Annotated in this window: 28 protein-coding genes; 16 read left to right on the top strand and 12 right to left on the bottom strand. The window is 55.4% G+C overall.

The window, feature by feature from the left end; genetic code table 11:
• Positions 1–175 precede the first annotated feature (175 nt).
• The 12 genes from Q0C48_RS06345 to nifH form a co-directional block, all read right to left on the bottom strand.
• Entirely contained in the window at positions 176–769 is a 594-nt protein-coding gene (locus tag Q0C48_RS06345; protein ID WP_291522632.1) for a hypothetical protein, read from the bottom strand.
• Positions 770–834: 65 nt separating this feature from the next.
• A complete protein-coding gene (locus tag Q0C48_RS06350; RefSeq protein WP_291522634.1) occupies positions 835–1488 on the bottom strand; it encodes a nitrogen fixation protein NifQ in 654 nt (217 codons plus the stop codon).
• A gap of 21 nt (positions 1489–1509) precedes the next feature.
• Complete coding sequence (fdxB, locus tag Q0C48_RS06355; protein WP_291522638.1) at positions 1510–1818, bottom strand: ferredoxin III, nif-specific; 309 nt, start codon at positions 1816–1818, stop codon at positions 1510–1512.
• A gap of 4 nt (positions 1819–1822) precedes the next feature.
• Positions 1823–2086 carry a CCE_0567 family metalloprotein gene (locus Q0C48_RS06360; RefSeq protein WP_291508417.1) on the bottom strand — a complete coding sequence of 88 codons (264 nt, stop codon included), beginning with the start codon at positions 2084–2086 and terminating at the stop codon, positions 1823–1825.
• A gap of 57 nt (positions 2087–2143) precedes the next feature.
• Positions 2144–2611, bottom strand: coding sequence for a NifX-associated nitrogen fixation protein (locus Q0C48_RS06365; RefSeq protein ID WP_291522640.1), 468 nt, complete (start codon positions 2609–2611; stop codon positions 2144–2146).
• Positions 2604–3095, bottom strand: coding sequence for a nitrogen fixation protein NifX (gene nifX, locus Q0C48_RS06370; protein WP_291522642.1), 492 nt, complete (start codon positions 3093–3095; stop codon positions 2604–2606). The genes Q0C48_RS06365 and nifX overlap by 8 nt, the downstream gene beginning before the upstream one ends.
• Positions 3073–4434 (bottom strand): nitrogenase iron-molybdenum cofactor biosynthesis protein NifN, encoded by a 1362-nt coding sequence (gene nifN / locus Q0C48_RS06375; protein ID WP_291522644.1) that lies wholly within the window; start codon positions 4432–4434, stop codon positions 3073–3075. The genes nifX and nifN overlap by 23 nt, the downstream gene beginning before the upstream one ends.
• Positions 4431–5822: a nitrogenase iron-molybdenum cofactor biosynthesis protein NifE gene (gene nifE, locus Q0C48_RS06380; protein ID WP_291522646.1), complete on the bottom strand. Its 1392-nt coding sequence runs from the start codon at positions 5820–5822 to the stop codon at positions 4431–4433. The genes nifN and nifE overlap by 4 nt, the downstream gene beginning before the upstream one ends.
• A 17-nt stretch (positions 5823–5839) precedes the next feature.
• The gene (locus Q0C48_RS06385) at positions 5840–6184 is read right to left on the bottom strand and encodes a 2Fe-2S iron-sulfur cluster binding domain-containing protein (protein WP_291522648.1); all 345 of its coding nucleotides are present in this window, start codon (positions 6182–6184) and stop codon (positions 5840–5842) included.
• Between the two features lie 263 nt (positions 6185–6447).
• Complete coding sequence (gene nifK, locus Q0C48_RS06390; protein WP_291522650.1) at positions 6448–8007, bottom strand: nitrogenase molybdenum-iron protein subunit beta; 1560 nt, start codon at positions 8005–8007, stop codon at positions 6448–6450.
• A gap of 78 nt (positions 8008–8085) precedes the next feature.
• Entirely contained in the window at positions 8086–9561 is a 1476-nt protein-coding gene (gene nifD / locus Q0C48_RS06395) for a nitrogenase molybdenum-iron protein alpha chain (protein ID WP_291522652.1), read from the bottom strand.
• 63 nt (positions 9562–9624) lie between these two features.
• Positions 9625–10515: a nitrogenase iron protein gene (nifH, locus tag Q0C48_RS06400; RefSeq protein ID WP_291522654.1), complete on the bottom strand. Its 891-nt coding sequence runs from the start codon at positions 10513–10515 to the stop codon at positions 9625–9627.
• Positions 10516–10975: 460 nt separating this feature from the next.
• Between nifH and Q0C48_RS06405 the strand changes: the two genes are divergently transcribed.
• From Q0C48_RS06405 to Q0C48_RS06480, 16 genes are all read left to right on the top strand, one after another.
• The gene (locus tag Q0C48_RS06405) at positions 10976–11362 is read left to right on the top strand and encodes a response regulator (protein ID WP_291522656.1); all 387 of its coding nucleotides are present in this window, start codon (positions 10976–10978) and stop codon (positions 11360–11362) included.
• 18 nt (positions 11363–11380) lie between these two features.
• Entirely contained in the window at positions 11381–12208 is an 828-nt protein-coding gene (locus tag Q0C48_RS06410) for an NAD(+)--dinitrogen-reductase ADP-D-ribosyltransferase (protein ID WP_291522659.1), read from the top strand.
• 9 nt (positions 12209–12217) lie between these two features.
• Positions 12218–13606, top strand: a complete 1389-nt coding sequence (gene draG / locus Q0C48_RS06415; protein WP_291522661.1) for an ADP-ribosyl-[dinitrogen reductase] hydrolase — start codon at positions 12218–12220, stop codon at positions 13604–13606.
• A 25-nt stretch (positions 13607–13631) separates the two neighbouring features.
• Positions 13632–15269: a nif-specific transcriptional activator NifA gene (gene nifA, locus Q0C48_RS06420; RefSeq protein WP_291522662.1), complete on the top strand. Its 1638-nt coding sequence runs from the start codon at positions 13632–13634 to the stop codon at positions 15267–15269.
• 323 nt (positions 15270–15592) lie between these two features.
• Positions 15593–17161: a nitrogenase cofactor biosynthesis protein NifB gene (gene nifB / locus Q0C48_RS06425; RefSeq protein WP_291522664.1), complete on the top strand. Its 1569-nt coding sequence runs from the start codon at positions 15593–15595 to the stop codon at positions 17159–17161.
• Positions 17162–17211: 50 nt separating this feature from the next.
• Positions 17212–17430, top strand: a complete 219-nt coding sequence (locus Q0C48_RS06430) for a 4Fe-4S binding protein (protein WP_065413764.1) — start codon at positions 17212–17214, stop codon at positions 17428–17430.
• A 9-nt stretch (positions 17431–17439) separates the two neighbouring features.
• Positions 17440–17775 (top strand): iron-sulfur cluster assembly accessory protein, encoded by a 336-nt coding sequence (locus tag Q0C48_RS06435; RefSeq protein WP_271780951.1) that lies wholly within the window; start codon positions 17440–17442, stop codon positions 17773–17775.
• A 40-nt stretch (positions 17776–17815) separates the two neighbouring features.
• Positions 17816–18046 (top strand): hypothetical protein, encoded by a 231-nt coding sequence (locus tag Q0C48_RS06440; protein ID WP_215859777.1) that lies wholly within the window; start codon positions 17816–17818, stop codon positions 18044–18046.
• A complete protein-coding gene (locus Q0C48_RS06445; protein WP_288019909.1) occupies positions 18043–18555 on the top strand; it encodes a hypothetical protein in 513 nt (170 codons plus the stop codon). The genes Q0C48_RS06440 and Q0C48_RS06445 overlap by 4 nt, the downstream gene beginning before the upstream one ends.
• The gene (locus tag Q0C48_RS06450) at positions 18548–19336 is read left to right on the top strand and encodes a 4Fe4S-binding leucine-rich repeat protein (RefSeq protein ID WP_291522670.1); all 789 of its coding nucleotides are present in this window, start codon (positions 18548–18550) and stop codon (positions 19334–19336) included. Before Q0C48_RS06445 ends, Q0C48_RS06450 begins: the two co-directional genes overlap by 8 nt.
• Positions 19324–19626 carry a nitrogen fixation protein NifZ gene (locus Q0C48_RS06455; protein WP_014029049.1) on the top strand — a complete coding sequence of 101 codons (303 nt, stop codon included), beginning with the start codon at positions 19324–19326 and terminating at the stop codon, positions 19624–19626. Before Q0C48_RS06450 ends, Q0C48_RS06455 begins: the two co-directional genes overlap by 13 nt.
• Entirely contained in the window at positions 19623–19877 is a 255-nt protein-coding gene (locus Q0C48_RS06460; RefSeq protein WP_291522672.1) for a nitrogen fixation protein NifZ, read from the top strand. Before Q0C48_RS06455 ends, Q0C48_RS06460 begins: the two co-directional genes overlap by 4 nt.
• On the top strand, positions 19874–21055 hold the full coding sequence (locus Q0C48_RS06465) for an aminotransferase class V-fold PLP-dependent enzyme (RefSeq protein ID WP_291522674.1): 1182 nt from the start codon (positions 19874–19876) through the stop codon (positions 21053–21055). Before Q0C48_RS06460 ends, Q0C48_RS06465 begins: the two co-directional genes overlap by 4 nt.
• Positions 21056–21070: 15 nt before the next feature.
• Positions 21071–21280, top strand: coding sequence for a putative nitrogen fixation protein NifT (nifT, locus tag Q0C48_RS06470; protein ID WP_012536588.1), 210 nt, complete (start codon positions 21071–21073; stop codon positions 21278–21280).
• Between the two features lie 4 nt (positions 21281–21284).
• Positions 21285–21557: a hypothetical protein gene (locus tag Q0C48_RS06475; RefSeq protein ID WP_291522683.1), complete on the top strand. Its 273-nt coding sequence runs from the start codon at positions 21285–21287 to the stop codon at positions 21555–21557.
• The gene (locus Q0C48_RS06480; protein ID WP_291522685.1) at positions 21554–22696 is read left to right on the top strand and encodes a DegT/DnrJ/EryC1/StrS aminotransferase family protein; all 1143 of its coding nucleotides are present in this window, start codon (positions 21554–21556) and stop codon (positions 22694–22696) included. Before Q0C48_RS06475 ends, Q0C48_RS06480 begins: the two co-directional genes overlap by 4 nt.
• Positions 22697–22728: the final 32 nt, after the last annotated feature.

Consider the following 22728-nt stretch of genomic DNA (forward strand, 5'->3'; position numbering starts at 1 on the left):
GTTATTGTGATGATTAACAACTGATGTTGAGGTGTCATTAGGGCATTTTGTTGGTTTCTCTACATCTCCCAGGATGGTTTTGCAAGAAAACGAACATCTCGGGGCAGGGCCGGAATGTCAAAAACCCGGAGACCGCTGGGTATCCGGGTTTTCGCTAAAACAGTGGCAAAAGCGCTTATACGGGCCGGTTTTCACCGGGATCACGTACCGGACCCATGCCCGCTAGGCAGTCCGCATAGCTGATCTCGGGGAATACGGCACTGTATTGCAAGGCACTCTCGGCGATACGATTGATTTTGCCCGCCGTGTCGAGCTTTTTGAGGTCGTTGCGTTCCAGTCCGAACAAGTCCAGCAGTTCATTGTAGACCGTCGCTTCATCCAGCGGCAGGATATAAAATGGAATACCCTTGTATTCCAGATGGTAACGCTTGCTGAAGTCGATATTGTTGCAGTAAATAAAATACTTACCGGAGGGTTCCAGATATTCGGCCAGTGCCGTTACCAGTGCATCCAGATAACCAAAAGACAGAAGATAGCAGGAAAAAAAAGAAATATTTTTGGCGCACGGCTCTGCCGAACTGATGACTTGTTGCGCGAGGAGTTCCGGTGGACGTGCTTCATCGGCCACGGCGGTGGCAAATTTGATCGCCAGTTCGCCGCGAAAACCGAAGCGTCCCTGCGCATTCAGTTCTCCCTTGAATACCTGGTTCAGCAACCTTTTCTGAGTGTCGAGCCCTGCAAATGCGCTTTGTTCGATGCTAATGGACATAAATGACTCCGTATAGGTAGAGGTAAATATTGCATCCTGATCGGGTTGCGGATGCTTATAGATTTTTAGCCCTGGGCAGCCAGCAGGTTCCAACCACTGGCATCTTCCGGGCCGAAGCACTGGGCATAATCATTACAAACATCGCAACTGGGTGCCTGGCAGAGGCGGACCTCAGCCTGGTCACACAACTGCTTATAAAAGAACTTCTTCCATTTCATATTGCCGGTATTTTTGAAATACAGTCGCGGAAAATGATGTTTAATAATGTCACTGAGGTCTTCACGATTCGTCAGACCCAGGTCCTGCCACAAGTGATCATCGCCCAGGCAGCCCGCCGCGAGAATGGCCGCTACCCACTCTGTGGCCTGATTAACGCTGGCACGGTGATCCAGCAAGAGCTTAACCAGATCGCCGGTTTCCTCATGTCGCATGGATGCCTTGTTTTCTTTCCCCAGACATTGACACAGAAAAGTACCGCCTGCAGCGTTATGGAGATAGACCTTCGTGCATTGTGCGGTCGAGCGTGATGCCTCTATCCGCGGGAAATAACGAGAAAACAGATGGCTCAGTTGCCTGATCTCCAGGCCAAGCGCCATGCTGATGTTGCCCTTGCGTGCCATGGCGCGATGGCTGATACACAGCGCAAAAAAACGTGCATCAGAGAATGCCTCATCCGGGTTGCGACCGGACATCAGAATGTCATATATGGCAGTCTTCATTGATGCATTCCCCCTAAAGCACTACGCCGAGACGCTGACCGCTAAGGACATGGAAGCGTGGGTATAGCAGTCCTTGGGGCAAACCCGGGAGCAGGCCTCGCAGCCAATGCATTTTTCCGGATGCGCAATCGTCATGAATTTGCGTTCCGCCTCGTCATCGTCCGCCGCCACCAGTTCCCCGTCTTCAGTGATACCAATAAGGTTCAGCACATCCCGACCGCAGGCGCGGAAACAGCGCCCGCAGCCGATGCACTTTTCTTCATTGATATGTTCGACAAACTGGGGTGTCCAGCCGAGCCCGCCCTTGGTGATGCCGGTTATGTCGCGCATGCTGTCATCCCCCGGGGAAGGACGCGAGCCGTGCCCTGGCCGCCGTCAGATCGCGGTAGGCGGCGTAGGTACGATTCGCCAGTTCCAGAATATTCTCCCAGCCGACGGGCAAATCTTCGGCGAGATCGTGAAGATCCATTTTGGCCTGGGTGGCCTGGGCATTGAGCCGTTTGATTTCTGTTTTCAATGCGTCTTTTTCGTCCACAATCAACTCCCAGTGATTGGTCTGTTCCTCTACTACCGGTAACATTTCCATTAATACAGACATGGCGTCATACTCCTATGTGTTGATGAACCATAAGCGTGAGCTACACTGGTTCAAGGGTCAAAAGCGGGCCACCTCCGGAAATTTCTCGATCATTTCCAGGGCACCTGCCACCAGTTTGTCACCTTCTTCGGCCAGTTTTTCCATGCTGGGGAAACCAAAACGATGCACATCGCGCAACTGTTTGTTGACCACGATCAAACGTCCGGCAATCAGCACCATGCGGCCAAAGCCTTCATGACTCATTTTCATCATGGGCGACACCATGACTCCGGAAGCACGCTCCGTAGCCAGCCCCACGGCGTTATAAAAAAGTTCCACCCGCCACAGTATTTCGGGATCAGGGTCGCCAATGATGGGTATCGCCCGGCGCTGCTCCTTATCCAGCACGTAGGGTGCCAGCAGTTCGGTATCGGACTTTTTTTCCCAGGCACCGTAGCTATCCTGCGCCCGCCACTGCTTGACCAATTCGCGATAAAACAGGGACTCCTCCGGCAAAACCACCGCCACTGCAGTATTCTCAGGCATGACTTAACTCCTCTTCGTCGTCAAAATTAAACGCTTTTTCTGCACCCTTATTCATGACCTTACGGAGCCAGGGGGGTGGAGTTCCCTGTAATACGACCTGCAGCTTGTCGAGTATTTCGTTGATAGGTTCCGGTTCGTTCACCTTGATGGGATGAATTTTCATGGCCACCACCCGCGCCGCACCGGAGCCGCCAATAGCGGCCACATACAATATCGCGCAATCTTTGATAGCTTCCAGCTTGGGGGCCAGCTTGTCTTCGTTGCCGTCTTCGGCAAGTTCACCGTCAAATTGCACGGCCTCCAGAAAATGGTGACCCTCTGCACTGAGTTCATAAATGGCGATGTTTTTTGCCCAACCAAAATGGGCATCGACTCTTTGCATATCTTGAGTTGAAAATGCGACTTTCATGGTGCCTCCTGGGCTTTGACCAGATAAAAAATGACTACTGCGTTCCGCATCCTTAACCAAACGCAAACGGCGCATGTGCATCGTGATCCTCCATGGGCAATGGCCAACTATCCGGACGATTTTCCTCTTCCTGTGCCATTAACAGGTTACCGATCTCGAAGGTCAGATCGCGGGCACCGCGATAGCCGAGGGACAGACGATGGGCGGCACCGAGCTGGTCAAAAATAGGTAGTCCCATGCGCAGGAAAGCGATGTCCAGCCGCGCCGCCGCCTGCCGTCCATGGGAGTGGGTGATGAGCAGGTCACATCCAGCACTCCGCGCTTCCAGGTCTTCCAGGTCACCGATGAGCACTTCTTTACAAGGCATCTGTTCGAGTAGCGGCGAATGGGTGGTAGTCACTGCAGCAGTGATGATCGCCCCCATTTCGTTGAACCACGATCCGATATTCCAGAGCAGGTCAGGCTCGGCGCCAATGGCGATTTTTTTGCCGCCGAAGAAAAAATGACTGTCGAGCATGGCGTCGATCAACTGACTGCGTTGGCGACGATATTTGCCAGGTACCGGTTGTCCGCTCAACTGACTCAGGCAGTCCAATAACTGATCCGTCGCTTCGATGCCGGTAATGCGATCGAAGAGCACATAAGGTTGGCCGGTCTTGGTCATCAGGGCTTCTGCCCCAGGACGCATTTGTTCTCCCAGGGCAATAGTCAGTTCCGCTTCACCCATGCGCCGGATGGCATCCACTGGAGTGCCGCCCAGGGTGTTGGGCGTGAAGTCGTCCGGAATGTGGCCGTCCATAGACCCGGAAATATCGGGCAGGATGGTCGCTTCCAGCCCGAAGGATTCACTGATTTCCCGGAGTTCTTCGATGTCCGCAGCGGTGAGGTGGGACCCCACGAGGAAGTTGACAGAACCCTCCCGGCGCGCGCTGCTGGGTTCAGCCAACCCTTTCACCATGCTCTCCACGGCCTTTGCCCAGCCGTCCTGAAAAGCATCCTTAAAGTCCGGGGTAGAGACGTAAACCAGGGCTAACTGGTCCAGTTCGGGATGGGTGGCGCGAAAGTTTTTGAGATAACCATCCACATCATCGCCTTTGGTCTCGGTGACGCCGGTGGAACAGATGCCGATGATGGCTGGTTTGGTGCGCTGCTGAATACTGAGAATAGCGATACCGATATTATCCAGCCCGCCCATGACCGTCGCCACCTCACTCATGGCGGTGGTCTGCATGGGAATGCCCTCATTGAAATGCCGCTGAAAGAGCACCAGACCAAAGGCGGTACAGCCCTGGGAACCATGCAGCATGGGCATGCAGTCGGCGATGCCCATGAAGGCCAGGGCGCCACCGATGGGCTGGCTCATTTTGAGGGGGTTGACCGTGCACGCTTTGCGGCTCTGAATGACGGTGCTCATGTCCGTGCCTCCCGCATATCCCAGGGCGCGGGTTTGCGCAATAAGGTCCACATGGGATTGTAGAGGGCCAAATCGATCTGTTTCACCAGATTGACCATCCCTTCGTAACCGTTATAGGCGTGATGGCGTTCCTGGTTGATGTCCACCCAGGGCATTTTGTTTTTGAGGGCGGCAAATTGTGAGCGTCCGCCCGACAGCAACACATCCGCGCGCGCCTCCTGAAACATTTTGTACATTTCCCGCGGCGTCAGGTCATCAATCATATGCGCGTCTTGACCCATGATTTCCTTTATTTTTTCTTTGTCTTCCTGGGTGGATTTCTTGACGCTGGTCCCCACCACTTCCATCCCCCCTTCCTGCAATGCAGACACCACCGACCAGGATTTAACGCCCCCCGTAAAGAGCAGCACCCGTTTGCCGCGCAGGCGATGGGTATATTCGGCGATACGCTGCCAGGCTCTTGCCTCTTCCCGGGCGATCAGTGCGTCGGTGCGGTCGTGGAGTTCTGCCGGGGCACCCTGCTGGATCAGCAGGCGGGTGATCTCCCGGAGAGATTCCGTGGTATCGGAGATGCCATAAAATGACCCTTCAAAGAACGGAATCTGATAACGCTCTTCCATTTTGCGTGCGATATTGATCATGGATTTAGAGCAGACCATCATATTGGCCCTGGCGCGATGGGATTGCGCCACATCGTGATATTTGGCGTCACCACTGATGCAGCAGGTTACCCGGATCCCCAAATGATCGAGAAGCGGTTTGACCTGCCAGAGTTCACCGGAAAGATTGTATTCGCCAATGATATTGATGTCATAGGGCGTACTATATTCGGGCTCTTCCGTGCCGATCACATAATCTAGCAGGGCCTCTCCCGCCAGTTTGTTGCCGAGATTCTTGGCGCCGACAAAACCGGGGGAATTGACGGGAATGACGGGCTTTGCAAATTTTTGGCTCGCCGCTTTACAGACGGCTTCGATATCGTCCCCGATCATCGCCGGCACGCAGGTCTGATAGACAAACACCGCCGGCGGATCGTATTTATCGATTACTTCTTTGATGGATTTGAAGAGGTGTTTTTCGCCGCCGTAGACCACATCCAGCTCATTGATGTCGGTGGTAAAGCCGGTGCGATACAGTTGCGAACCAGACGATTTTGAACCGCGGTTATCCCAGGAGTTGCCCTCACAGGCGATGGGACCGTGGACCAGGTGGGCGACGTCGGTAATGGGCTGCAGGGCAATTTTTGCCCCATCGAAAGCACAACCACCGGCCGCACCGCCCGGCTGCAGCGCCTTGGTGCAGCCCTTCTTGCGCTCTTTGTCGGACTTGCTCTGGTTCTTGCTGCATCCCGGCTCATTAAAAACCTCCTGGATTTTGTTCTGCAACATAAACACCTCCTGGTAAGTCAGAATGCGACAAAGAATTGATCACCGGTTCCCACCATGCACTGGCAGGCCAGCCGCCAATATGGTCCTTTCCACGGTTTCTGGCCTTCATTGGCCAGCATAGCGGGGAGCTTGCCGAGGCCCTGCAACGTTTGCTTTTCAAAAGCGTTCAGACACAACTGCTGCTGCTTCCCCTGTGGTGTCACCCGCACCGCACAGGTCCCGCAAAGACCTTTCTGACAATGGACGGGCAGGGGCACATTCCATATGCGGGCCATTTTCAGGAGAGATATGGGCTGATGGTTGCGACAGGACATAGACCAGTCACCCCCGATACGCGGTGAAATAAATTGCACCAGTCCCATCGCTCTATCCTCACTAAATAAAATTTAGAGCCTTACCAGATTATCTTCATCGCGCACGATGTACTGGCACGCCAGACGCCAGGGCGGCGGCAAATCTTTCAATTCAGCGTCTTCAACTACCAATAAGGTAGGCAATCCCCGGCCGTGGCATAAACCGTCAGGTCCTTAGCCATTTGGGGGAGGTGACAGTGACATCTGCCATGCTGCAGCTCCTTGAGAGGCGGCGCTAATGCGCCGCCGGATAGCCGATATTGCCTTAGCGATTAACGAATAATGTCGAAACTGTAATCGCTTTGACTCGGCACATTACTGTTGTTGTCGATCTCATCAAAAATCTTGTCCAATATGCGAACCAGCATATTCAGGCCGCCCTGATAGCCCCAGATGGGGTAACGGTGATGATGATGGCGATCGAAGATCGGGAAGCCGTAACGGATAAGGGGCGTGCCCGTATCGCGTTCCAGATATTTCCCGTAGGTATTGCCAAAGAGGAAATCCACCGGCTCGGTGAACAACAGGCTGCGCATATGCCAGAGATCCTTGCCAGCATAGACATGACAATCCTTGCCGAAGGGTGAGCTGTCGAACAACGCCTGCACTTTCTCCGCCCAATGCTTGGACCCATTGGTAGCCAGTACATGGGTGGGTTCGCCGCCCAGCTCCATCAGGAAGGCCGCCAGACCGAGGCACTGATCCGGATCACCGTAGATGGCGAATTTTTTGCCGTGGATATGCGCCGTAGAATCCGCAATGGCATCCACCAGACGCCCGCGCTCCTTTTTCAGTTCATCGGGAATCGCTTTGCCGCTGACACGGGACAATTCCATAATGAATTTGTCAGTACCCGATACGCCAATGGGGCAATTCAGGGCGACGACTTCCTGACCGTGCTCTGCAATGAAAGGCAAAGTCTTTTCCGTGCAATATTCCTGCATGGAGAAGGTAGCCTTGGCATTCAGGGACGCTGCGGTATCTTCCAGGGTGGTGCCGCCGTCATACATGCGGAATTTTCCGTCGCTCGGCGTATCAAAGACATCGCTGGTGTCGGCCAGGATCGTATATTCCAGGTTCATGAGATCCAGGATGCGCTTCACTTCCCGGGTGTTGCCGACGGTATAGCCGTCAAAGCCGCCAATGAAGTTGATCTTCTCGTTGGGTTCGCGTACGCGTGCTGGTACGGTGCCCGCCTTGCCGTCCCAGAAGTGGGAGAGCACACCCTTCAGGGCATTGTCATAGCCGGTGATATGGCTGCCGACAAACGCCGGAGTATGGGCGAAAGGCACATCATATTCTTCTGGTACGCTGCCCTTTTCCTTGGAGGTTTTGATGAAGGCGTTCAGGTCGTCACCGATCACTTCCGCCATACAGGTGGTGGAAACGGCAATCATCTTGGGTTTGTACATGGCGTAGGTATTGGCGAGGCCGTCAATCATGTTGTTGAGGCCGCCGAATACTGCGGCATCTTCAGTCATGGAAGAGGACACACAGGAAGTCGGCTCCTTAAAATGCCGGCTCAGATGGCTGCGATAATAAGCGACGCAACCCTGTGATCCATGCACAAAAGGCATAGTGCTTTCAAAGCCCACCGCCGCAAACACGGCACCCAGGGGCTGGCAGGCCTTGGCCGGATTTACCGTCAAGGCCTCACGGGCAAAATTCTTTTCCCGATAATCCCACGTCTTTGTCCATTCACGGACCTGCACAAGCTTGTCCTGTGGTTCCGGGTTTTCAAATTGTTCCTTCTTGTTCTTGAGCATCTCCTGGTATTCCGGTTCACGGAACAGGTTGAAGTGATCAAGCACCTTTTCAGCGTTCTGACTCATGGCGTTATTCCTCATTCGATCGTTGGGGCGGTCCGTTATCCGCCGATAAGCGGGCGGCACCTGCCGCCCCCACGGTGCTTACTCCCAGGGCGTTTTGGTCAAACTCCACACCGGGTTGTTGATGGCCATATCCATATCCCGGGCGAAGATGGCGAAGCCGTCATAGCCGTGATAAGGACCGGAATAGTCCCAGGAGTGCATCTGCCGGAAAGGTACGCCCATCTTCTGGAAGACATACTTTTCCTTGATGCCGGAACCCACGAGATCAGGCTGGATGGCTTCCACCATCTTTTCAAACTCGTAACCGGTCACATCGTCATAAATCAGCGTGCCGTCTTTCACATAATGGGTAGTACGCTGATAGTCGTCGTTGTGCCCGAATTCATAGCCGGTTCCCACCACATTCATACCGAGATCTTCATAGGCACCGATGACATGGCGAGGACGCAAGCCACCGACAAAAAGCATGACCGTTCTGCCTTCCAGACGTGGCCGGTATTTGGCGATCACTTCCTTGGTGAGGCGGTTGTACTTCTCAATAACCCGTTCCGCGCCTTCCTTGATGTGATCATCAAAATAACTGGCGATCGTCCGCAGGGACTCGGCAATTTTGGAAGGTCCGAAGAAGTTGTACTCGACCCACGGCACGCCATGCTTTTCTTCCATATAGCGGGAGATATAGTTCATGGAACGATAGCAGTGCAGGACATTCAATTTGGCCATGGGGGTATTCTCCAATTCAGCCAGAGAACCATCACCGGACCACTGGGCAATCACCCGCAGACCCATTTCTTCCAGCAGGATACGTGAACTCCAGGCATCGCCGCCGATGTTATAGTCACCAATAATGGCAACATCATAAGGGGTCTTTTCAAAAGCCTTGGGTTCTGCACCCTGTTTTTCAAAGACATAGTCGCGGATACTGTCGTTGGCTATATGGTGGCCGAGCGATTGGGATACCCCCCGGAAGCCCTCACAACGCACCGGAACAATGGTTTTACCACCGTATTCCTTCGACTTCTTCTTGGATACCGCTTCGATGTCGTCTCCGATCAGGCCGATGGGGCATTCCGATTGCACGGTAATACCGTGGTTCAGCGGGAAGAGATCCTCGATTTCATCCATGATCTTTTCGAGTTTCTTGTCGCCACCGAAAACGATGTCTTTTTCCTGAAAATCGGAGGTGAACTGCATCGTGACAAAGGTATCCACACCGGTGGTGCCGATATAATAGTTACGGCGTGAGGCCCAGGAATACTGACCGCAACCGACAGGTCCATGGGAAATATGAATCATGTCCTTGATCGGGCCCCAGACGACGCCCTTGGAACCCGCATAGGCACAACCACGAATGGTCATCACGCCGGGCACCGACTTGATATTGGATTTGACGCCGCAATCCGATTTACCTTCCTCATAGACGTTCAGGTGTTTGGCGCGTCTTTTGGCAGTTTTTTCCGGATAGACCTTGAGAACTTCATCAATCAGGGCACGATTGCGCGTCTTGGTCTCGGCGACAATCTGCGCCCGGGTTTCTTCAGCGGTAATGCTCATCACATCTCTCCTTTAGCGAGAAAAAGAGAGGGCAGCCGCCTGACGGCAGATGCCCTCTATCCATCAGACCGCAGCAGCCAGTTCGGCGGCTGATTTGCCGATCACGCTCTCGTCTACTGCACTCATGATGCCGAACTCCATGAGCATGTCTTCCAGCTCGTCCATGGTGATCGGGGTCGGAATCGTGCCGTTACCGCCGTTGGCATGGATTTTCTGTGCCAACTGACGGTACTCCTCGGCCTGCTTGGATTCCGGTGCGTATTCCAGCACCGTCATCCGCCGCAGTTCCGCATGCTGCACGATGTTGTCGCGGGGCACAAAGTGAATGAGCTTGGTACCCAGCTTGCCAGCCAGGGCTTCCGCCAATTCCAGTTCCTTGTCGGTCTGGCGTTCGTTACACACCAACCCGCCCAGACGCACGCCGCCCGAATTGGCGTACTTGAGAATACCCTTGGAAATGTTGTTGGCGGCATACATGGCCATCATTTCGCCGGACATGACGATGTAGATTTCCTGCGCCTTGTTTTCACGAATAGGCATCGCGAATCCGCCACACACCACGTCGCCCAACACGTCGTAGGAGACGTAATCGACGCCGTCATAGGCACCATTTTCCTCCAGGAAGTTGATGGAGGTGATAACGCCACGCCCGGCGCAGCCCACGCCCGGCTCCGGTCCACCGGATTCCACGCAGCGGATATCACGATACCCGACCTTCATAACGTCTTCGATTTCCAGATCCTCCACGCTGCCCGCCTCAGCCGCGAGACTCAGTACGGTGTCCTGCGCTTTGGAGTGGAGAATCAAACGGGTGGAGTCAGCTTTGGGATCGCAGCCAACGATGAGAATCTTTTGGCCCATTTCCGTAAGGGCTGCCAGGGTATTTTGGGAGGTGGTGGACTTGCCAATGCCCCCCTTACCATAAAAGGCGATTTGCCTTAGTTTGTCACTCATTGCCATGTCTCCTGTTTCAAAAATGACTAACTTGCCAGGTGGAAGCCCCCAAAAACGGGGAAGAGTCGCGTTCCGTCCTCGCTGTTGCAAGGGCCGTGCCAGACCTGTAGATATCCACATAATAAGCTGTTTTATATATAAAATCGTACCTTTCTGGCAGACTCTTGCAGGCTGTTTGAAAACCTACAAAATGCATTTTCTATGTCAGGAACTTCACAGCATTGACCGACTTATGCAATTCACCGCGTTGCTATTGGGTCATGGAAGCGACCTAATGAAGGCCCAATAAACTCGGTTTTGTTTGAATGGCTTAGTACCTTGTCTGGTCGACGGAAAGATTTTTTCGCTTTCCGGCTGGGAGCTATTCGGGATCTAAACGCAGGGCCGGAAATGTATGGCATAAAACCTGCTTTGATTACCCATTCAAGCAGGAAGGCTTGCTCAGCTTTGGGAGGACGATATGCAGATCGGTGTGGATTGTAAGCTCGCAGTGGGTAATCGGCGCATTTTTGTGCTGGATACGGATGAAATCGGGCGCATGGCGGTGCAATTCATGCTTCATGATGAATATGAAACCCACGAAATCGCCAGTCTCCAGGCGGCTGTCGCCAAGGCTCAGGATTGGCCGCCGGACCTGATCATTCTCGGCGAGGCGCTGCTGGACGAAGGCGGGTTGACCGTGGAGATGGTGAGCGAACAATTTCCCAAGGCACGACTGATGCTCGTGGTGGGGGAAGCGCGTTCCGCCCTGAGCCGGCCCGTCATCAGTAAAGGATTCGTGTTCCTCCATAAGCCCCTGCGGCTCGAAGATGTCCGCGCCAAGGTGGCTGCCGTGTTGCAGAATTAGTCGCCGCAAGGACGCTTTTTGTCAACAGCGAACCCACCGGAGGAGCAGCGTCCGGCCCGTGCGCCGTCCGTCAATCCCGGTAGCAATCTGACTGGGATTCCGTCCGGGCTGTTGATCAGTGCTGAATTTCATGCGTTCCCGATGCCGCTACATATCGCCGGGGTGCGCGATGGGCACCCTGCGCTTTTCCAGAGATTGTCGCTGGTACGGGAACAGTGCGAGGCGGGACAGGTCTTCCAGGCGTACATGGAAGAGATTTTTGCTGGCGGGTATGAGCGGACGAAGGGCCGACGCTTCAGGGCGAGCTATTTACGCCTGCTCAAAGGCTGGGGATATGACAGCAATTCACCGGAAGGTGCGGTCATGAAGGGCTGGGTGGAGAGCCGGTTCGGGATCGCCCCGAATTTTCACCGACAGGTGATCGGTCGTGTGGGTGATGCCGCCTGGATTCAGTATATGACCGACAAAATGTCAGGGCGATTTGATAATAATGCGATCTGGTTGCAGCTTGACCTGTTGTTTGAATTCGCACAATGGTCGGCGCGACGTTTTCTGGCATCTGGACAACGGCACGTGCGCTTGTTCCGGGGAACCAATGATTTTGCGGAACATCCTATTCTCTGGAAAGCCGGAGCGCGGCAGGGGGTGATCCGGCTGAACAACTTGGTATCCTTCAGCAGCGACCGGGACGTGGCCAGCGCATTCGGCGATTACATACTGGAGGTGGAAGTACCTTTGGTAAAACTGCTCTTCTTCAAGGGCCTGCTGCCATGTCGCGCACTCCAGGCGGAGAGTGAGTATCTGGTGATCGGCGGTGAATACGCGGCACACATGCACTATTACTGAGGACGAGAAATGGGCTATGACTTGCGGGAGAGGGCATTAGGCGCCTACCTGGGATTGGCGGTCGGGGATGCCCTGGGCGCGACGGTGGAGTTCATGAGTCCCCCGGAAATCCGGGAGGCATATGGCGTCCACCGCAATATGACCGGTGGCGGCTGGCTGCATTTACGCCCCGGACAGGTGACCGACGATACCCAGATGTGTCTGGTGTTGGGGCGGAGCATCCTTGCCGATGAACAATGGTCCATTACCCGCTTTGGCGAGGGGATGGTGCAGTGGTTGCGTGGCCATCCCGTGGATGTGGGCAATACCTGCCGCCGGGGAATCCGGCGCTTTATGCTCAACGGCAGTACCGCCGCCGAACCGGCGGAATGGGATGCCGGCAATGGTGCGTGCGTGCGCAATCTCCCCGTGGTGTTGGCCACCCTGAACGCCCCCGCCGCCTTCCGGCTGATCAGTGTAGAACAGGCGCATTTGACCCACCATCACCCACTGTCGGATATCGCCACCCTGACGCTGGGGGAGATGTTGCGCTGCGCGCTGCGCGGTGACGGCGTTTCATCCGTGCGGCGCCTGGCGGATGAACTGGTTGCACGGTACCCGGAATTCGATTTCAAAGAAATTCCCCAGGCCCCTACGCCCTATATTGTGGATACGGTGCGTGCCGTCCTGTATGCGCTGCTTCATACCGATAATTTTAAAGACTGCCTGATTACGGTGGTAAATCAGGGTGGGGACGCGGACACCACGGGCGCTATCGCGGGAATGTTGGCGGGAGGCCTGTACGGGACTTACGGGCTTCCCGGTGCCTGGTTGCAGCGTCTGGATCCCGCGGTTCAGAAAGAAATCGCGGGGCAGGTGGATCAGCTTCTGACCCGGGGTGAGCGAACAGATCATGAGCAGTTGCCGGCCAGCATGCCGCTGTGTGTCTTATTTTACGAAAAACCAGGCTGTGCCAATAATGCGCGGCAGAAAGCACTGTTGACGTCTGCCGGCTGTGTGCTGGAGGTGCATGACTTATTGAAAACCGCCTGGACGGCGGAAACCCTGCGCCCCTATTTTGCAGATCGACCCGTGGCAGAGTGGTTCAACCCGGCTTCGCCGCGGGTAAAGTCGGGAGAGATCGTTCCTGAGGCGTTCACGGAAGCCGGGGCACTCGCCGCAATGCTGTTGGACCCCCTCCTTATCCGTCGCCCGCTCATGGAAGCGGGAGGCGCCAAAATCGCTGGTTTTTCTGAAGATCAATTACGCCTGTGGACGTCCATATCTCTTGATGTGTACACTGGGGATGTTGGCGCCATTCCAGACAATTGTCGACGCTCGGTGCCTTGCCCAAGCGTCAGACGGGCCAGCAGTCTCAGCAAAACTCCAGCCGCCTCATCCCACGCCAACGCCTCCTGAGCGCTGTAGAGAAGAGGGCACTATCATGAAAGATCGTGTAACACCCAATCATTTTCAGGAGCTGACGACCATCTATGAGGTGAGTAAGGTGCTCAGCTCCTCCATGGATCTTGAACACACCCTAAATGATGTGTTGAAGACGCTGGAAAGTCATCTGCATATCTCACCGTCCATGATTGTGTTGCGTATGAACGAGGAAGTAGTGGGGGTAATCGCTGCCACAGGTTTGTCTGTTGCGGAAATAGAACGGGGGCGTTATCGGTTAGGGGAGGGGATGATAGGCAAGATCATGCGTGCCGGCATGCCGATAGTGATTCCTGATGTCTCTCAGGAACCGGCTTTTCTGCACCGCGCCTTTGAACCGGAGATCAGTCAGCGCTTGCATGCTTTTGTAGGGGTGCCGATTAAGGTGGGGTATGAGTGTATCGGCGTGCTCGCTATCTATCGCAGTGAGCGACACAAGGGCGTGAGTTTCCGCTCTGATGTCCGCTTGTTGCAGATGATCGCCAATCTGGTGGGACAGACCGTTAATCTGCATCAGGGTATCTCGGCGGAACGAAACCGTCTTTTGCAGGAAAAGCATCGTCTACAGAAGGAATTACAGAAACGCTACAGCATCAAAAATGTCATCGGCAACAGCCGGGCCATGCAGGCGGTGTTTTCTGACGTGCACCAAGCGGCGCCAGGCAAGGCAACCGTGTTGCTGCGCGGTGAGTCGGGCACCGGCAAGGAAGTCATCGCCCGCGCCATTCACTATCTCAGCCCCCGTCGCGACAAAGCCTTTGTTTCGCTCAATTGCGCGGCGCTCCCCGAAAGTATTCTCGAATCAGAGCTCTTTGGACATGAGCGCGGTGCTTTTACCGGCGCCACCCAAGAGCGCAAAGGGCGCTTTGAACTGGCAGATGGTGGCACGCTGTTTCTCGACGAGATCGGCGATATCTCTCCGGCTTTTCAGGCCAAGCTCTTACGGGTGTTACAGGAGCGTGAATTCGAGCGGGTGGGCGGCACCCAGACCCGGCGAGTCAATGTGCGCATTATCACTGCCACCAATCGCAATCTCGAAGAGGCGGTGAGCAAGGGCGAGTTCCGCGCCGATCTCTACTACCGGATCAATGTCGTCAGTATCTTCCTGCCCCCACTGCGGGAACGTCGTGAGGATATCCCCGCCTTGATCGAACATTTCCTCGCCCGTTACAACGCCGAGAATCAGCGCAAACTGACCCTCACCCCGGAAGCTTTGCAAACCATGGTGTCCTGCTATTGGCCGGGTAACGTGCGGGAACTGGAAAACTGCGTCGAACGCACCGCCACCATGATGCGCGGCGATATCATTCGCAATCTCGACGTGCCCTGCCAGCGCAATCAGTGTCTCTCCATGGCGCTGCGACCGCTGGAAGGAAGCCATCCCATCGTCACCATGAAGGTGTCAGGCAGTAGTAGTATACCGCTTTCCGTAATGCCCGAATCTGCGGAGCAAGCGGTGGATGCCTTGGTCGCAAACAATGAGGCGAGTGCTGCACCTTTGTCGGAAAGGGATCGCCTGATCCAGGCCATGGACCGCTGTGGCTGGGTACAGGCCAAAGCCGCTCGTTTGTTGGGGACGACTACCCGCAAACTTGGTTATGCCCTCAATAAACACGGCGTAGAAGTTAAAAAACTCTAAACCAGAAACGCTCAACCAGGGGCGGCGAACGCCCTACCCATCCTCACTGTGGCCACCGCCTTTCGTGCTTGCCCTGCTATTTTTACCCCTCCCCATTTGTCCGGTTCTTGACAATTTTCGCCGCAGTGCTGAAAACGCACGTAATGTTACCGACAAAGCACCGGATGACTTAATCTAACATATTGAAAAACAAAGGCAGCATATGCTGGCATCACTTTTGCTAAAGGTAATGCAAGCGTCAGCTTCTTAGGAGCAAGCCGATACATCCATGAGGCGCGCGGTTTTCCATCGTTCACTGAAGATCCGTATGGAGGATTACGCCCATGGCATCCCAAATAATTTCTCTTTCCAGTATTGCCACACCCAATAACGGGGTGGATCTGGATGAGATTATGCAGCAAAAGGCAGAACACCAAGGTTGTGGTACGAGCGGCGGTTCCGGCAAGGCCAGTTGTGGCACCGGAGCGGGGCAGGGAGATCTGGCACCGGAGATATGGGAAAAGGTCAAGAATCACCCCTGCTATAGCGAAGAAGCGCATCATCATTACGCCCGTATGCACGTTGCGGTGGCGCCCGCCTGCAATATCCAATGCAATTACTGTAACCGCAAATATGACTGCGCCAACGAAAGTCGGCCGGGTGTCGTCAGTGAAAAACTGACGCCGGAGCAAGCGGCCAAAAAGGTGCTGGCCGTGGCTTCCACCATTCCGCAAATGACCGTGTTGGGTATCGCCGGTCCGGGTGATCCCCTGGCCAACCCCGAGAAAACTTTCAAGACCTTTGAACTGATCTCGAAAACAGCGCCGGATATCAAGCTCTGCCTGTCAACCAATGGCCTGGCACTCCCTGACCATGTGGATACCATTGCCGGTTTTAATGTGGATCACGTTACCATCACCATCAATATGGTGGATGCGGATGTAGGCGCACAGATCTATCCCTGGATTTATTACCAAAACAAGCGGTACAAGGGGCGTGAAGCGGCGCAGATACTCACCGACCGGCAAATGCAGGGACTGGAAATGCTGACCGAGCGCGGCATTCTCTGTAAGGTGAATTCGGTCATGATCCCGGGCATCAATGATCACCATCTGGTGGAAGTCAACCGGGCAGTCAAGAGTCGCGGAGCCTTCCTTCACAACATCATGCCCCTGATTTCCGCCCCTGAACATGGCACGGTTTTCGGTTTGAACGGCCAGCGTGGCCCGACCGCGCAGGAACTCAAAGCCCTGCAGGACAGTTGCGAAGGCGAAATGAACATGATGCGCCACTGTCGGCAATGCCGGGCGGACGCGGTGGGTCTGCTGGGCGAAGATCGTTCAGCAGAATTCACGACCGAAGCCGTAATGGCGATGGATGTGGAATATGACCTCGAATCGCGCAAGGCCTATCAATCGCTGGTGGAGCAGGAACGTCAGGCGACGGCGGACGCCAAGCGGGCGGAACTGGAAACCCTGGCCGGCGAGCAATCCGATGTCAAAATTCTCATCGCGGTGGCGACGAAAGGCAGCGGGCGGGTCAATGAGCACTTCGGTCATGCCACCGAGTTTCAGATTTATGAGGCGAGTGCGTCCGGGGCGAAGTTTGTCGGTCACCGTCGCGTGGACCTCTATTGCCAGGGCGGTTATGGCGAAGAGGAAGCCCTGGAAACCACCATCATCCGCGCGATCAACGATTGTACGGCAGTTTTTGTGGCCAAGATCGGTGGCTGTCCGAAAGCCTCGCTGGAGGCGGCCGGAATCGATGCGGTGGATCGTTACGCTTTTGAATATATCGAGCAGTCGGTCATTGCCTACTATCGGGATTATCTCGATAACATCCGTAGCGGGGCCATTGTCCATGGCCAGCGCGGGGATGCGGAGATCCGGCAAGGGGCGTACATAGCTGCGTAAGGTTATCGGGGGAGATCTCCTCCCCCATTTTTGTGAAAAGGAGAAACATCATGGCTTTTAAAATCGTCGGTTCCCAATGCACCAGTTGTTCGGCCTGTGAACCGGAATGCCCGAATATGGCCATTTCCGAAAAGAATGGCACCTTTGTGATCGATCCGGCCAAGTGTACGGAATGCATAAACTATTTCGATGAACCTCAGTGTGTGGCGGTATGTCCGGTGGATGACACCTGCATTATTGACAACAACTACCCCCGTTACGTCGCTTAGGAGTCTGTCATGGAACTCACCTTTACGCCTAAAGCGGAACGCTTTATCCAGCGGATGATCACCTTTGGCGGTGGAAATGCTTCCAGTGCTTTCCGCCTTGCGGTGAAGCCAGGCGGGTGCTCCGGCCTCTCTTACGATTTTCGCATTGTCGACGCGGCGGAGCCCGGCGATGTGGCCATCACCAGTAATGGCATTCCGGTACTGCTGGAACAGAAGAGTGTCCCTTTTCTCAACGGCGTCGTCGTCGATTGCGAGGACAGCCTGATGAATACTGGGCTGGTCTTTACCAATCCCAATGCGGCGGCCAGTTGTGGTTGCGGAACGTCATTTACACCCAAGGAATAAAGCCGGGTCCCGGAAACGGTGAGATTGGAGGGAGGAAAACATGGAAACCTGGATCGTTCATCATACGAATACGACTATCCATCGTTGTGCAGCGAATACGGCAGCACTCCCCCCGCATCTCGACGATATCGATTTCCGCGGTGCGGAGATATTTACCCGCATACCAGCCAGGGAGCAGCGTCATCTCGCACGTGCTTACAGCAGTTATGTCTGCTGTGAGGAGTGCGAAGCGGCTCTGCTCAACCCCGTGAAGCATAGGGGTGCAGCATGAGTAATATCTGGGACGATGAATGGTTGAACCGCCGTTATTATGAAGGCCTCCTACCGGAGGCAGCGGAACGCCATCTGCATCTCGCGGCGCGCTCTTATGCGGACGATGTGCGCGCCGAGGATCATCTGATGGATGCCATCGCCATCGCGCCCGAACACATGGTCGTTTACCTGGGTTTATACAAATTTTATTTCTATAAAGGCCGACTGAGCGAGGCGCTGGCTACGGCCCGCATCTGTCTGCAGCGTAGCGCCGCAGAATTGGGTATTGATCCGGACTGGCGCAAGGTAAGGGAACGGCAGGCGGACTTTGGCAGTTTTGATGCACCGCGGGCACGCTTTTATATGTTCGTGCTGAAAGCCTATGGTTACCTGCATTTGCGTCTGGGTCACCTGGCTACGGGCAGCAAAATCATGGACAAACTCATCGAACTGGACCCGACGGATAAAATACAGGCCCGGGTGCTGCTGGAAGTCCTGCAAAAAAAAGAGGAAGACGACGATGAGTGATCCGGACGAGGCCATTGACTGGCAGGGCGGTGCCGTCTCCTGTGAAGCCTGCCCTGAGCGCGGGATTCCGGAGGTGAAGTGCGAACCGTTGCATGCCTGTATGCATGATCGTTACGCCAAAAGGGTGGATCGCTTTTTTCGCTGGAATCCGCAGATCGCCAAGGATTATCTGCAACACGGCTACTTTGAGGTGCGGGCTTGCGCCGCACGTTATGCGGATATTTTTCATCTGCCCGCACTGATGAACGATCCCGACGAAACCGTGCGCTGGGCGGTAGCGCAAAGGCTTCCACAACGCTATCTGCTGCGAATGATCCACGATCCGCATCGGGAAGTGCGTATCCGGGTAGCCGTGCGGCTGGATGACCGTAACCTGTCGGCCATGATGCACGACGCGGATTATTACGTACGTCTGGAGGTAGTGCGTCGTCTGCCCAAAGGCCTGTTGCCGCTCATGATGCATGATTCCGATGTGGAGGTCCGGCGGGTTGTGGCCAAACGCATCGGCGTGGATGCTCTGGTCAAAATGCTGCAGGACGATGATCCCAGGGTCCGTCTGGATGCCATTGAACGTGTACCGGTGTCGATCCTTTCCACACTGGTTGACGATGCGGATTGGCGTATCCGCTATGAGGTGGCGGCGCGTGGGAGCCAGGAAGCGGTAATCAGCCTGTTGGCGGATGAGGATTATGAGGTGCGTCGTTGCGCCGCGGAACGCTTGGGGAAAGGCGATACGTCCAGACAACGATTGCCAGGGGAGGGTGGGACATGGCCGGAATGAGCAGAGACAGTGCAACGGTGGAGTTGGGCGCAGAACCCGAGTTCAATTATGGAGATAAAGTCCGTTCCCGCAAGCATGTGAAAAATGACGGAACATTCACCGGCGCCGAAATTGGCGAGGTGATTGTTACAAAAGGCGATGTCGGTTTTATCATCAGTATCGGGACCTATTTGCAACAATTTTATATTTATGGCGTGGATTTTTATGAACGTGGTCATCTGGTCGGTATGAAGGGCCGTGAACTGGAACTGATCGAATACAATCCGAGTCAGGAGGAGAAAATCTCATGATGGATCTGCGTCCTCCCCGATTTGATTGGGGCCTCAGGGTATTGGCTGGCGATGATATTTTTAATGACGGGACCTATCCGGGGGAGGCCGAAGGGGCCTTGCTGGTGGTCAAGGACAGTCCGGGAGAAATCGTGCGGGTAGGACATCATGAAGAGAGCAACACGCCCCTCTACCTCGTGGAGTTTGCCAACGGCATGGTGGTGGGTTGTCTGGAAGAGGAAATATTACCCATCGGAGAGCCGAAGCCATGAGCATAACGCGCAGCATTTATCTCGATAATAATGCGACAACGGCCTTGGCACCGGCGGCACTGGACGCCATGTTGCCCTATTTATCCACGGAGTATGCCAATCCGTCCAGCGCCTCCGAAGCGGGCGTAAGCGTCAAGAAAGCGTTGGGTGAGGCGCGGGTTGCGGTAGCCAAATTGTTGGGCGCGTCACCCGCGGAGCTGATTTTTACCAGTGGCGCGACGGAGAGCAATCATACGGCGATCCTGGGCGCGCTCTCCCTGACGAAAGGCAAACGCCACCTCATCACCAGCCAGGTAGAACACCCTTCGGTATTGCTCATGTGCCAGCATCTGGAACGCCTCGGAATAGAGGTGAGTTACCTGCCGGTGGATGAAGAGGGACGGCTGGACCTGGAAGACTTGCGCGCTGCCTTGCGTCCGGATACCGCCCTGGTTTCCCTCATGTGGGCAAACAATGAAACGGGTGTGCTCTTTCCTGTTGTTGAAGCGGCTGCCATGGCGCATGACGCGGGGGCTTTTTTCCATACGGATGCGACCCAGGCGCTCGGCAAACTGTCTGTGAATGCAGCCGCTTCCGGTGTGGATTTTTTGTCCTGCTCAGCACATAAGATTCATGGCCCTAAAGGCGTGGGGGCATTGTTCGTCCGCAAAGGCATTGCCTTACCACCCTTGTTTCATGGTCATCAGGAACGGGGACGGCGGGGCGGCACTGAGGATGTTCCTGCCATTGCCGGTTTTGCGGCCGCTGCCCGCCTGCTCACCAATATCGAACACGAGGCGCGTTACTTGCGGGGATTGCGCGATCATTTTGAACAAGGTCTGTTGGCTTTCATGCCCTGTGCGCGTATCCACGGACAGGAAGCCGAGCGTTTACCCAATACCAGTAATGTCGGGTTTATCGCTCTCGACGGTGAAGAATTGCTCTATCGCCTGGAACAGGAGGGCATTACGGCTGCGGCCGGTGCGGCCTGTGCTGCTGGCGGGCAGGAGCCTTCCCATGTGCTTACGGCTATGGGCTTTTCTAAAACGGCGGTGCTGTCCTCACTGCGTTTCTCCTTTGGACGCCTGAACCGGTCGGAGGATGTGGAGCGGCTGCTCCGCGTATTACCGGGCATCCTGCTGGGCATGATGGACATGCCGCCGATGACGGCCGGTGCCCCGATTTCTTGTGCACAGTAAAATAAGGAATACCCCATGAAGGTGATGATTCGTAAAAATGCCGCTGGTGAGCTGACGGCGTATGTGCCCAAGAAGGACCTTGAAGAACCCATTACCGAGTGTCAGAAGCCGGAGCTGTGGGGCGGAGTGGTGACGCTGGCTAACGGCTGGCGCCTGGAATTACCGGAGATGCCCGGTGATACCCGCCTGCCTATTACCGTAGAAGCGCGTCGCCTGGAGGGCTGAGAGGATGGAACTCACTGACGAAGATCTCGCGGTGCTTTTTGATCTGGGCCGGAATGCCTGCCGGTCTGGTGAAGGCATCCTGCCTGTTTTGCGTACCCGCTTCCCCGGACTGCCCATTACCCAATGTCCTGCCGGTGATGTCAGCGACGAGCCTTTCCGTGCCGGTGAATATTTTGACCTGCATCTGCTCGATACCCGCGACCACTGCTGGAAGGTCACATCCGATTCCCAGGCGGCGACGGGCCTGCTGCTCGCCATGCACCGGAGTACGACATGACTGCGCTCGAAATCCCCCTCTCGGACCCGGACATCAGCGCCGGCGAACTGGAGGCAGTAGAGGCTGTGTTGCGTTCCACTCGCATCAGCGCCGGGGAACAAGTGGAGGCCTTCGAAGCGGCCTTTGCTGCCTATCACGGGCGGCGCTACGCCGTCGCCGTCGCCAGTCCGACTCTGGCCCTGATGCTCTGCCTGCGCGCCTACGAACTCAGGGCGGGCGACGAAGTCATTCTCTCGCCCTATAGCTGGTGGCAGATCGGGCATGCCCTGGCGTGGTACGGGGTTCAGCCGGTGTTCGCGGATATCGATTACTACTCCGGCACGATCTCCCCCAAAGGGGCTGAGACCCTGATCACGGAGAAAACCCGGGCGATTCTCGCCGGCAATACCAAGGGGCATCCTGCCTTCTGGCAGGAGCTGCGCACGATGGCCAACGAAAACGGTCTGATTCTGCTGGAAGATTCGACGGAGGCCATCGGCTCCCGCTATCAGGACAAGCTGGTCGGCAGCTTCGGGGACAGCGCTATTTTTGCCTTTGCTCAGCCCTCTGCCCTGGTCTGCGGTGAAGGTGCCATGATCGTCACGGACGATACCGAAACCGTCAGCCGTCTGCGCCAATACCGCGCGCGGGGCGTCAGTGAGCGGGGCTCGGTGGTGGCGCCTACCCGTCCACCCCTGCAGGCAGAAATGAGCGATATTCAGGCCGCCATAGGGCTGGTCCAGCTCGCCCGTCTGGACGGTATTTTGCAACGCCGACAGCAGGTGGAAGCGCTTTACTTTGAGTACATGAAGTCCTTTGAAGGTATCAAGGATCCCTACCATGGGCCGGATGCCACCGCGGTGCATTGGTTTGCGTACGAAGTACACCTCGGTACCCGGTTCAGCCGCAGCAGTCGGGATGCCATCGTCACCGATCTCCGCGCCCAGGGTATCGAGGCGGCCTCTTACTGCCTGCCCATGCATACCCAATCCTATTATCGCGAGCGCGGCGGCGGTCACTGCCCGACCGCCGTGCGGGTGTCCGACCGCACCCTGATCCTGCCTTTTCACCCGCGCCTGGGAGAAGAGGAAATCGCCTTTATCATCGAAACATTGAAGGATGCATCCGTCAATGTGGGTGCTGGTGCCGCCATTTATTAGTGTGTTGTTTTTACGTTCATTTTAATAGAGGA

Origin of the sequence: Acidithiobacillus sp., assembly GCF_023255755.1 — a bacterium.
Classification (GTDB): domain Bacteria; phylum Pseudomonadota; class Gammaproteobacteria; order Acidithiobacillales; family Acidithiobacillaceae; genus Acidithiobacillus.

Bases quoted from the DNA above. Each gene is read 5' to 3' on its own strand.
- Q0C48_RS06345 (WP_291522632.1), bottom strand. From the start codon at position 769: ATGTCCATTAGCATCGAACAAAGCGCATTTGCAGGGCTCGACACTCAG.
- Q0C48_RS06350 (WP_291522634.1), bottom strand. From the start codon at position 1,488: ATGAAGACTGCCATATATGACATTCTGATGTCCGGTCGCAACCCGGAT.
- fdxB (WP_291522638.1), bottom strand. From the start codon at position 1,818: ATGCGCGACATAACCGGCATCACCAAGGGCGGGCTCGGCTGGACACCC.
- Q0C48_RS06360 (WP_291508417.1), bottom strand. From the start codon at position 2,086: ATGTCTGTATTAATGGAAATGTTACCGGTAGTAGAGGAACAGACCAAT.
- Q0C48_RS06365 (WP_291522640.1), bottom strand. From the start codon at position 2,611: ATGCCTGAGAATACTGCAGTGGCGGTGGTTTTGCCGGAGGAGTCCCTG.
- nifX (WP_291522642.1), bottom strand. From the start codon at position 3,095: ATGCGCCGTTTGCGTTTGGTTAAGGATGCGGAACGCAGTAGTCATTTT.
- nifN (WP_291522644.1), bottom strand. From the start codon at position 4,434: ATGAGCACCGTCATTCAGAGCCGCAAAGCGTGCACGGTCAACCCCCTC.
- nifE (WP_291522646.1), bottom strand. From the start codon at position 5,822: ATGTTGCAGAACAAAATCCAGGAGGTTTTTAATGAGCCGGGATGCAGC.
- Q0C48_RS06385 (WP_291522648.1), bottom strand. From the start codon at position 6,184: ATGGGACTGGTGCAATTTATTTCACCGCGTATCGGGGGTGACTGGTCT.
- nifK (WP_291522650.1), bottom strand. From the start codon at position 8,007: ATGAGTCAGAACGCTGAAAAGGTGCTTGATCACTTCAACCTGTTCCGT.
- nifD (WP_291522652.1), bottom strand. From the start codon at position 9,561: ATGAGCATTACCGCTGAAGAAACCCGGGCGCAGATTGTCGCCGAGACC.
- nifH (WP_291522654.1), bottom strand. From the start codon at position 10,515: ATGAGTGACAAACTAAGGCAAATCGCCTTTTATGGTAAGGGGGGCATT.
- Q0C48_RS06405 (WP_291522656.1), top strand. From the start codon at position 10,976: ATGCAGATCGGTGTGGATTGTAAGCTCGCAGTGGGTAATCGGCGCATT.
- draG (WP_291522661.1), top strand. From the start codon at position 12,218: ATGGGCTATGACTTGCGGGAGAGGGCATTAGGCGCCTACCTGGGATTG.
- nifA (WP_291522662.1), top strand. From the start codon at position 13,632: ATGAAAGATCGTGTAACACCCAATCATTTTCAGGAGCTGACGACCATC.
- nifB (WP_291522664.1), top strand. From the start codon at position 15,593: ATGGCATCCCAAATAATTTCTCTTTCCAGTATTGCCACACCCAATAAC.
- Q0C48_RS06430 (WP_065413764.1), top strand. From the start codon at position 17,212: ATGGCTTTTAAAATCGTCGGTTCCCAATGCACCAGTTGTTCGGCCTGT.
- Q0C48_RS06435 (WP_271780951.1), top strand. From the start codon at position 17,440: ATGGAACTCACCTTTACGCCTAAAGCGGAACGCTTTATCCAGCGGATG.
- Q0C48_RS06440 (WP_215859777.1), top strand. From the start codon at position 17,816: ATGGAAACCTGGATCGTTCATCATACGAATACGACTATCCATCGTTGT.
- Q0C48_RS06445 (WP_288019909.1), top strand. From the start codon at position 18,043: ATGAGTAATATCTGGGACGATGAATGGTTGAACCGCCGTTATTATGAA.
- Q0C48_RS06450 (WP_291522670.1), top strand. From the start codon at position 18,548: ATGAGTGATCCGGACGAGGCCATTGACTGGCAGGGCGGTGCCGTCTCC.
- Q0C48_RS06455 (WP_014029049.1), top strand. From the start codon at position 19,324: ATGGCCGGAATGAGCAGAGACAGTGCAACGGTGGAGTTGGGCGCAGAA.
- Q0C48_RS06460 (WP_291522672.1), top strand. From the start codon at position 19,623: ATGATGGATCTGCGTCCTCCCCGATTTGATTGGGGCCTCAGGGTATTG.
- Q0C48_RS06465 (WP_291522674.1), top strand. From the start codon at position 19,874: ATGAGCATAACGCGCAGCATTTATCTCGATAATAATGCGACAACGGCC.
- nifT (WP_012536588.1), top strand. From the start codon at position 21,071: ATGAAGGTGATGATTCGTAAAAATGCCGCTGGTGAGCTGACGGCGTAT.
- Q0C48_RS06475 (WP_291522683.1), top strand. From the start codon at position 21,285: ATGGAACTCACTGACGAAGATCTCGCGGTGCTTTTTGATCTGGGCCGG.
- Q0C48_RS06480 (WP_291522685.1), top strand. From the start codon at position 21,554: ATGACTGCGCTCGAAATCCCCCTCTCGGACCCGGACATCAGCGCCGGC.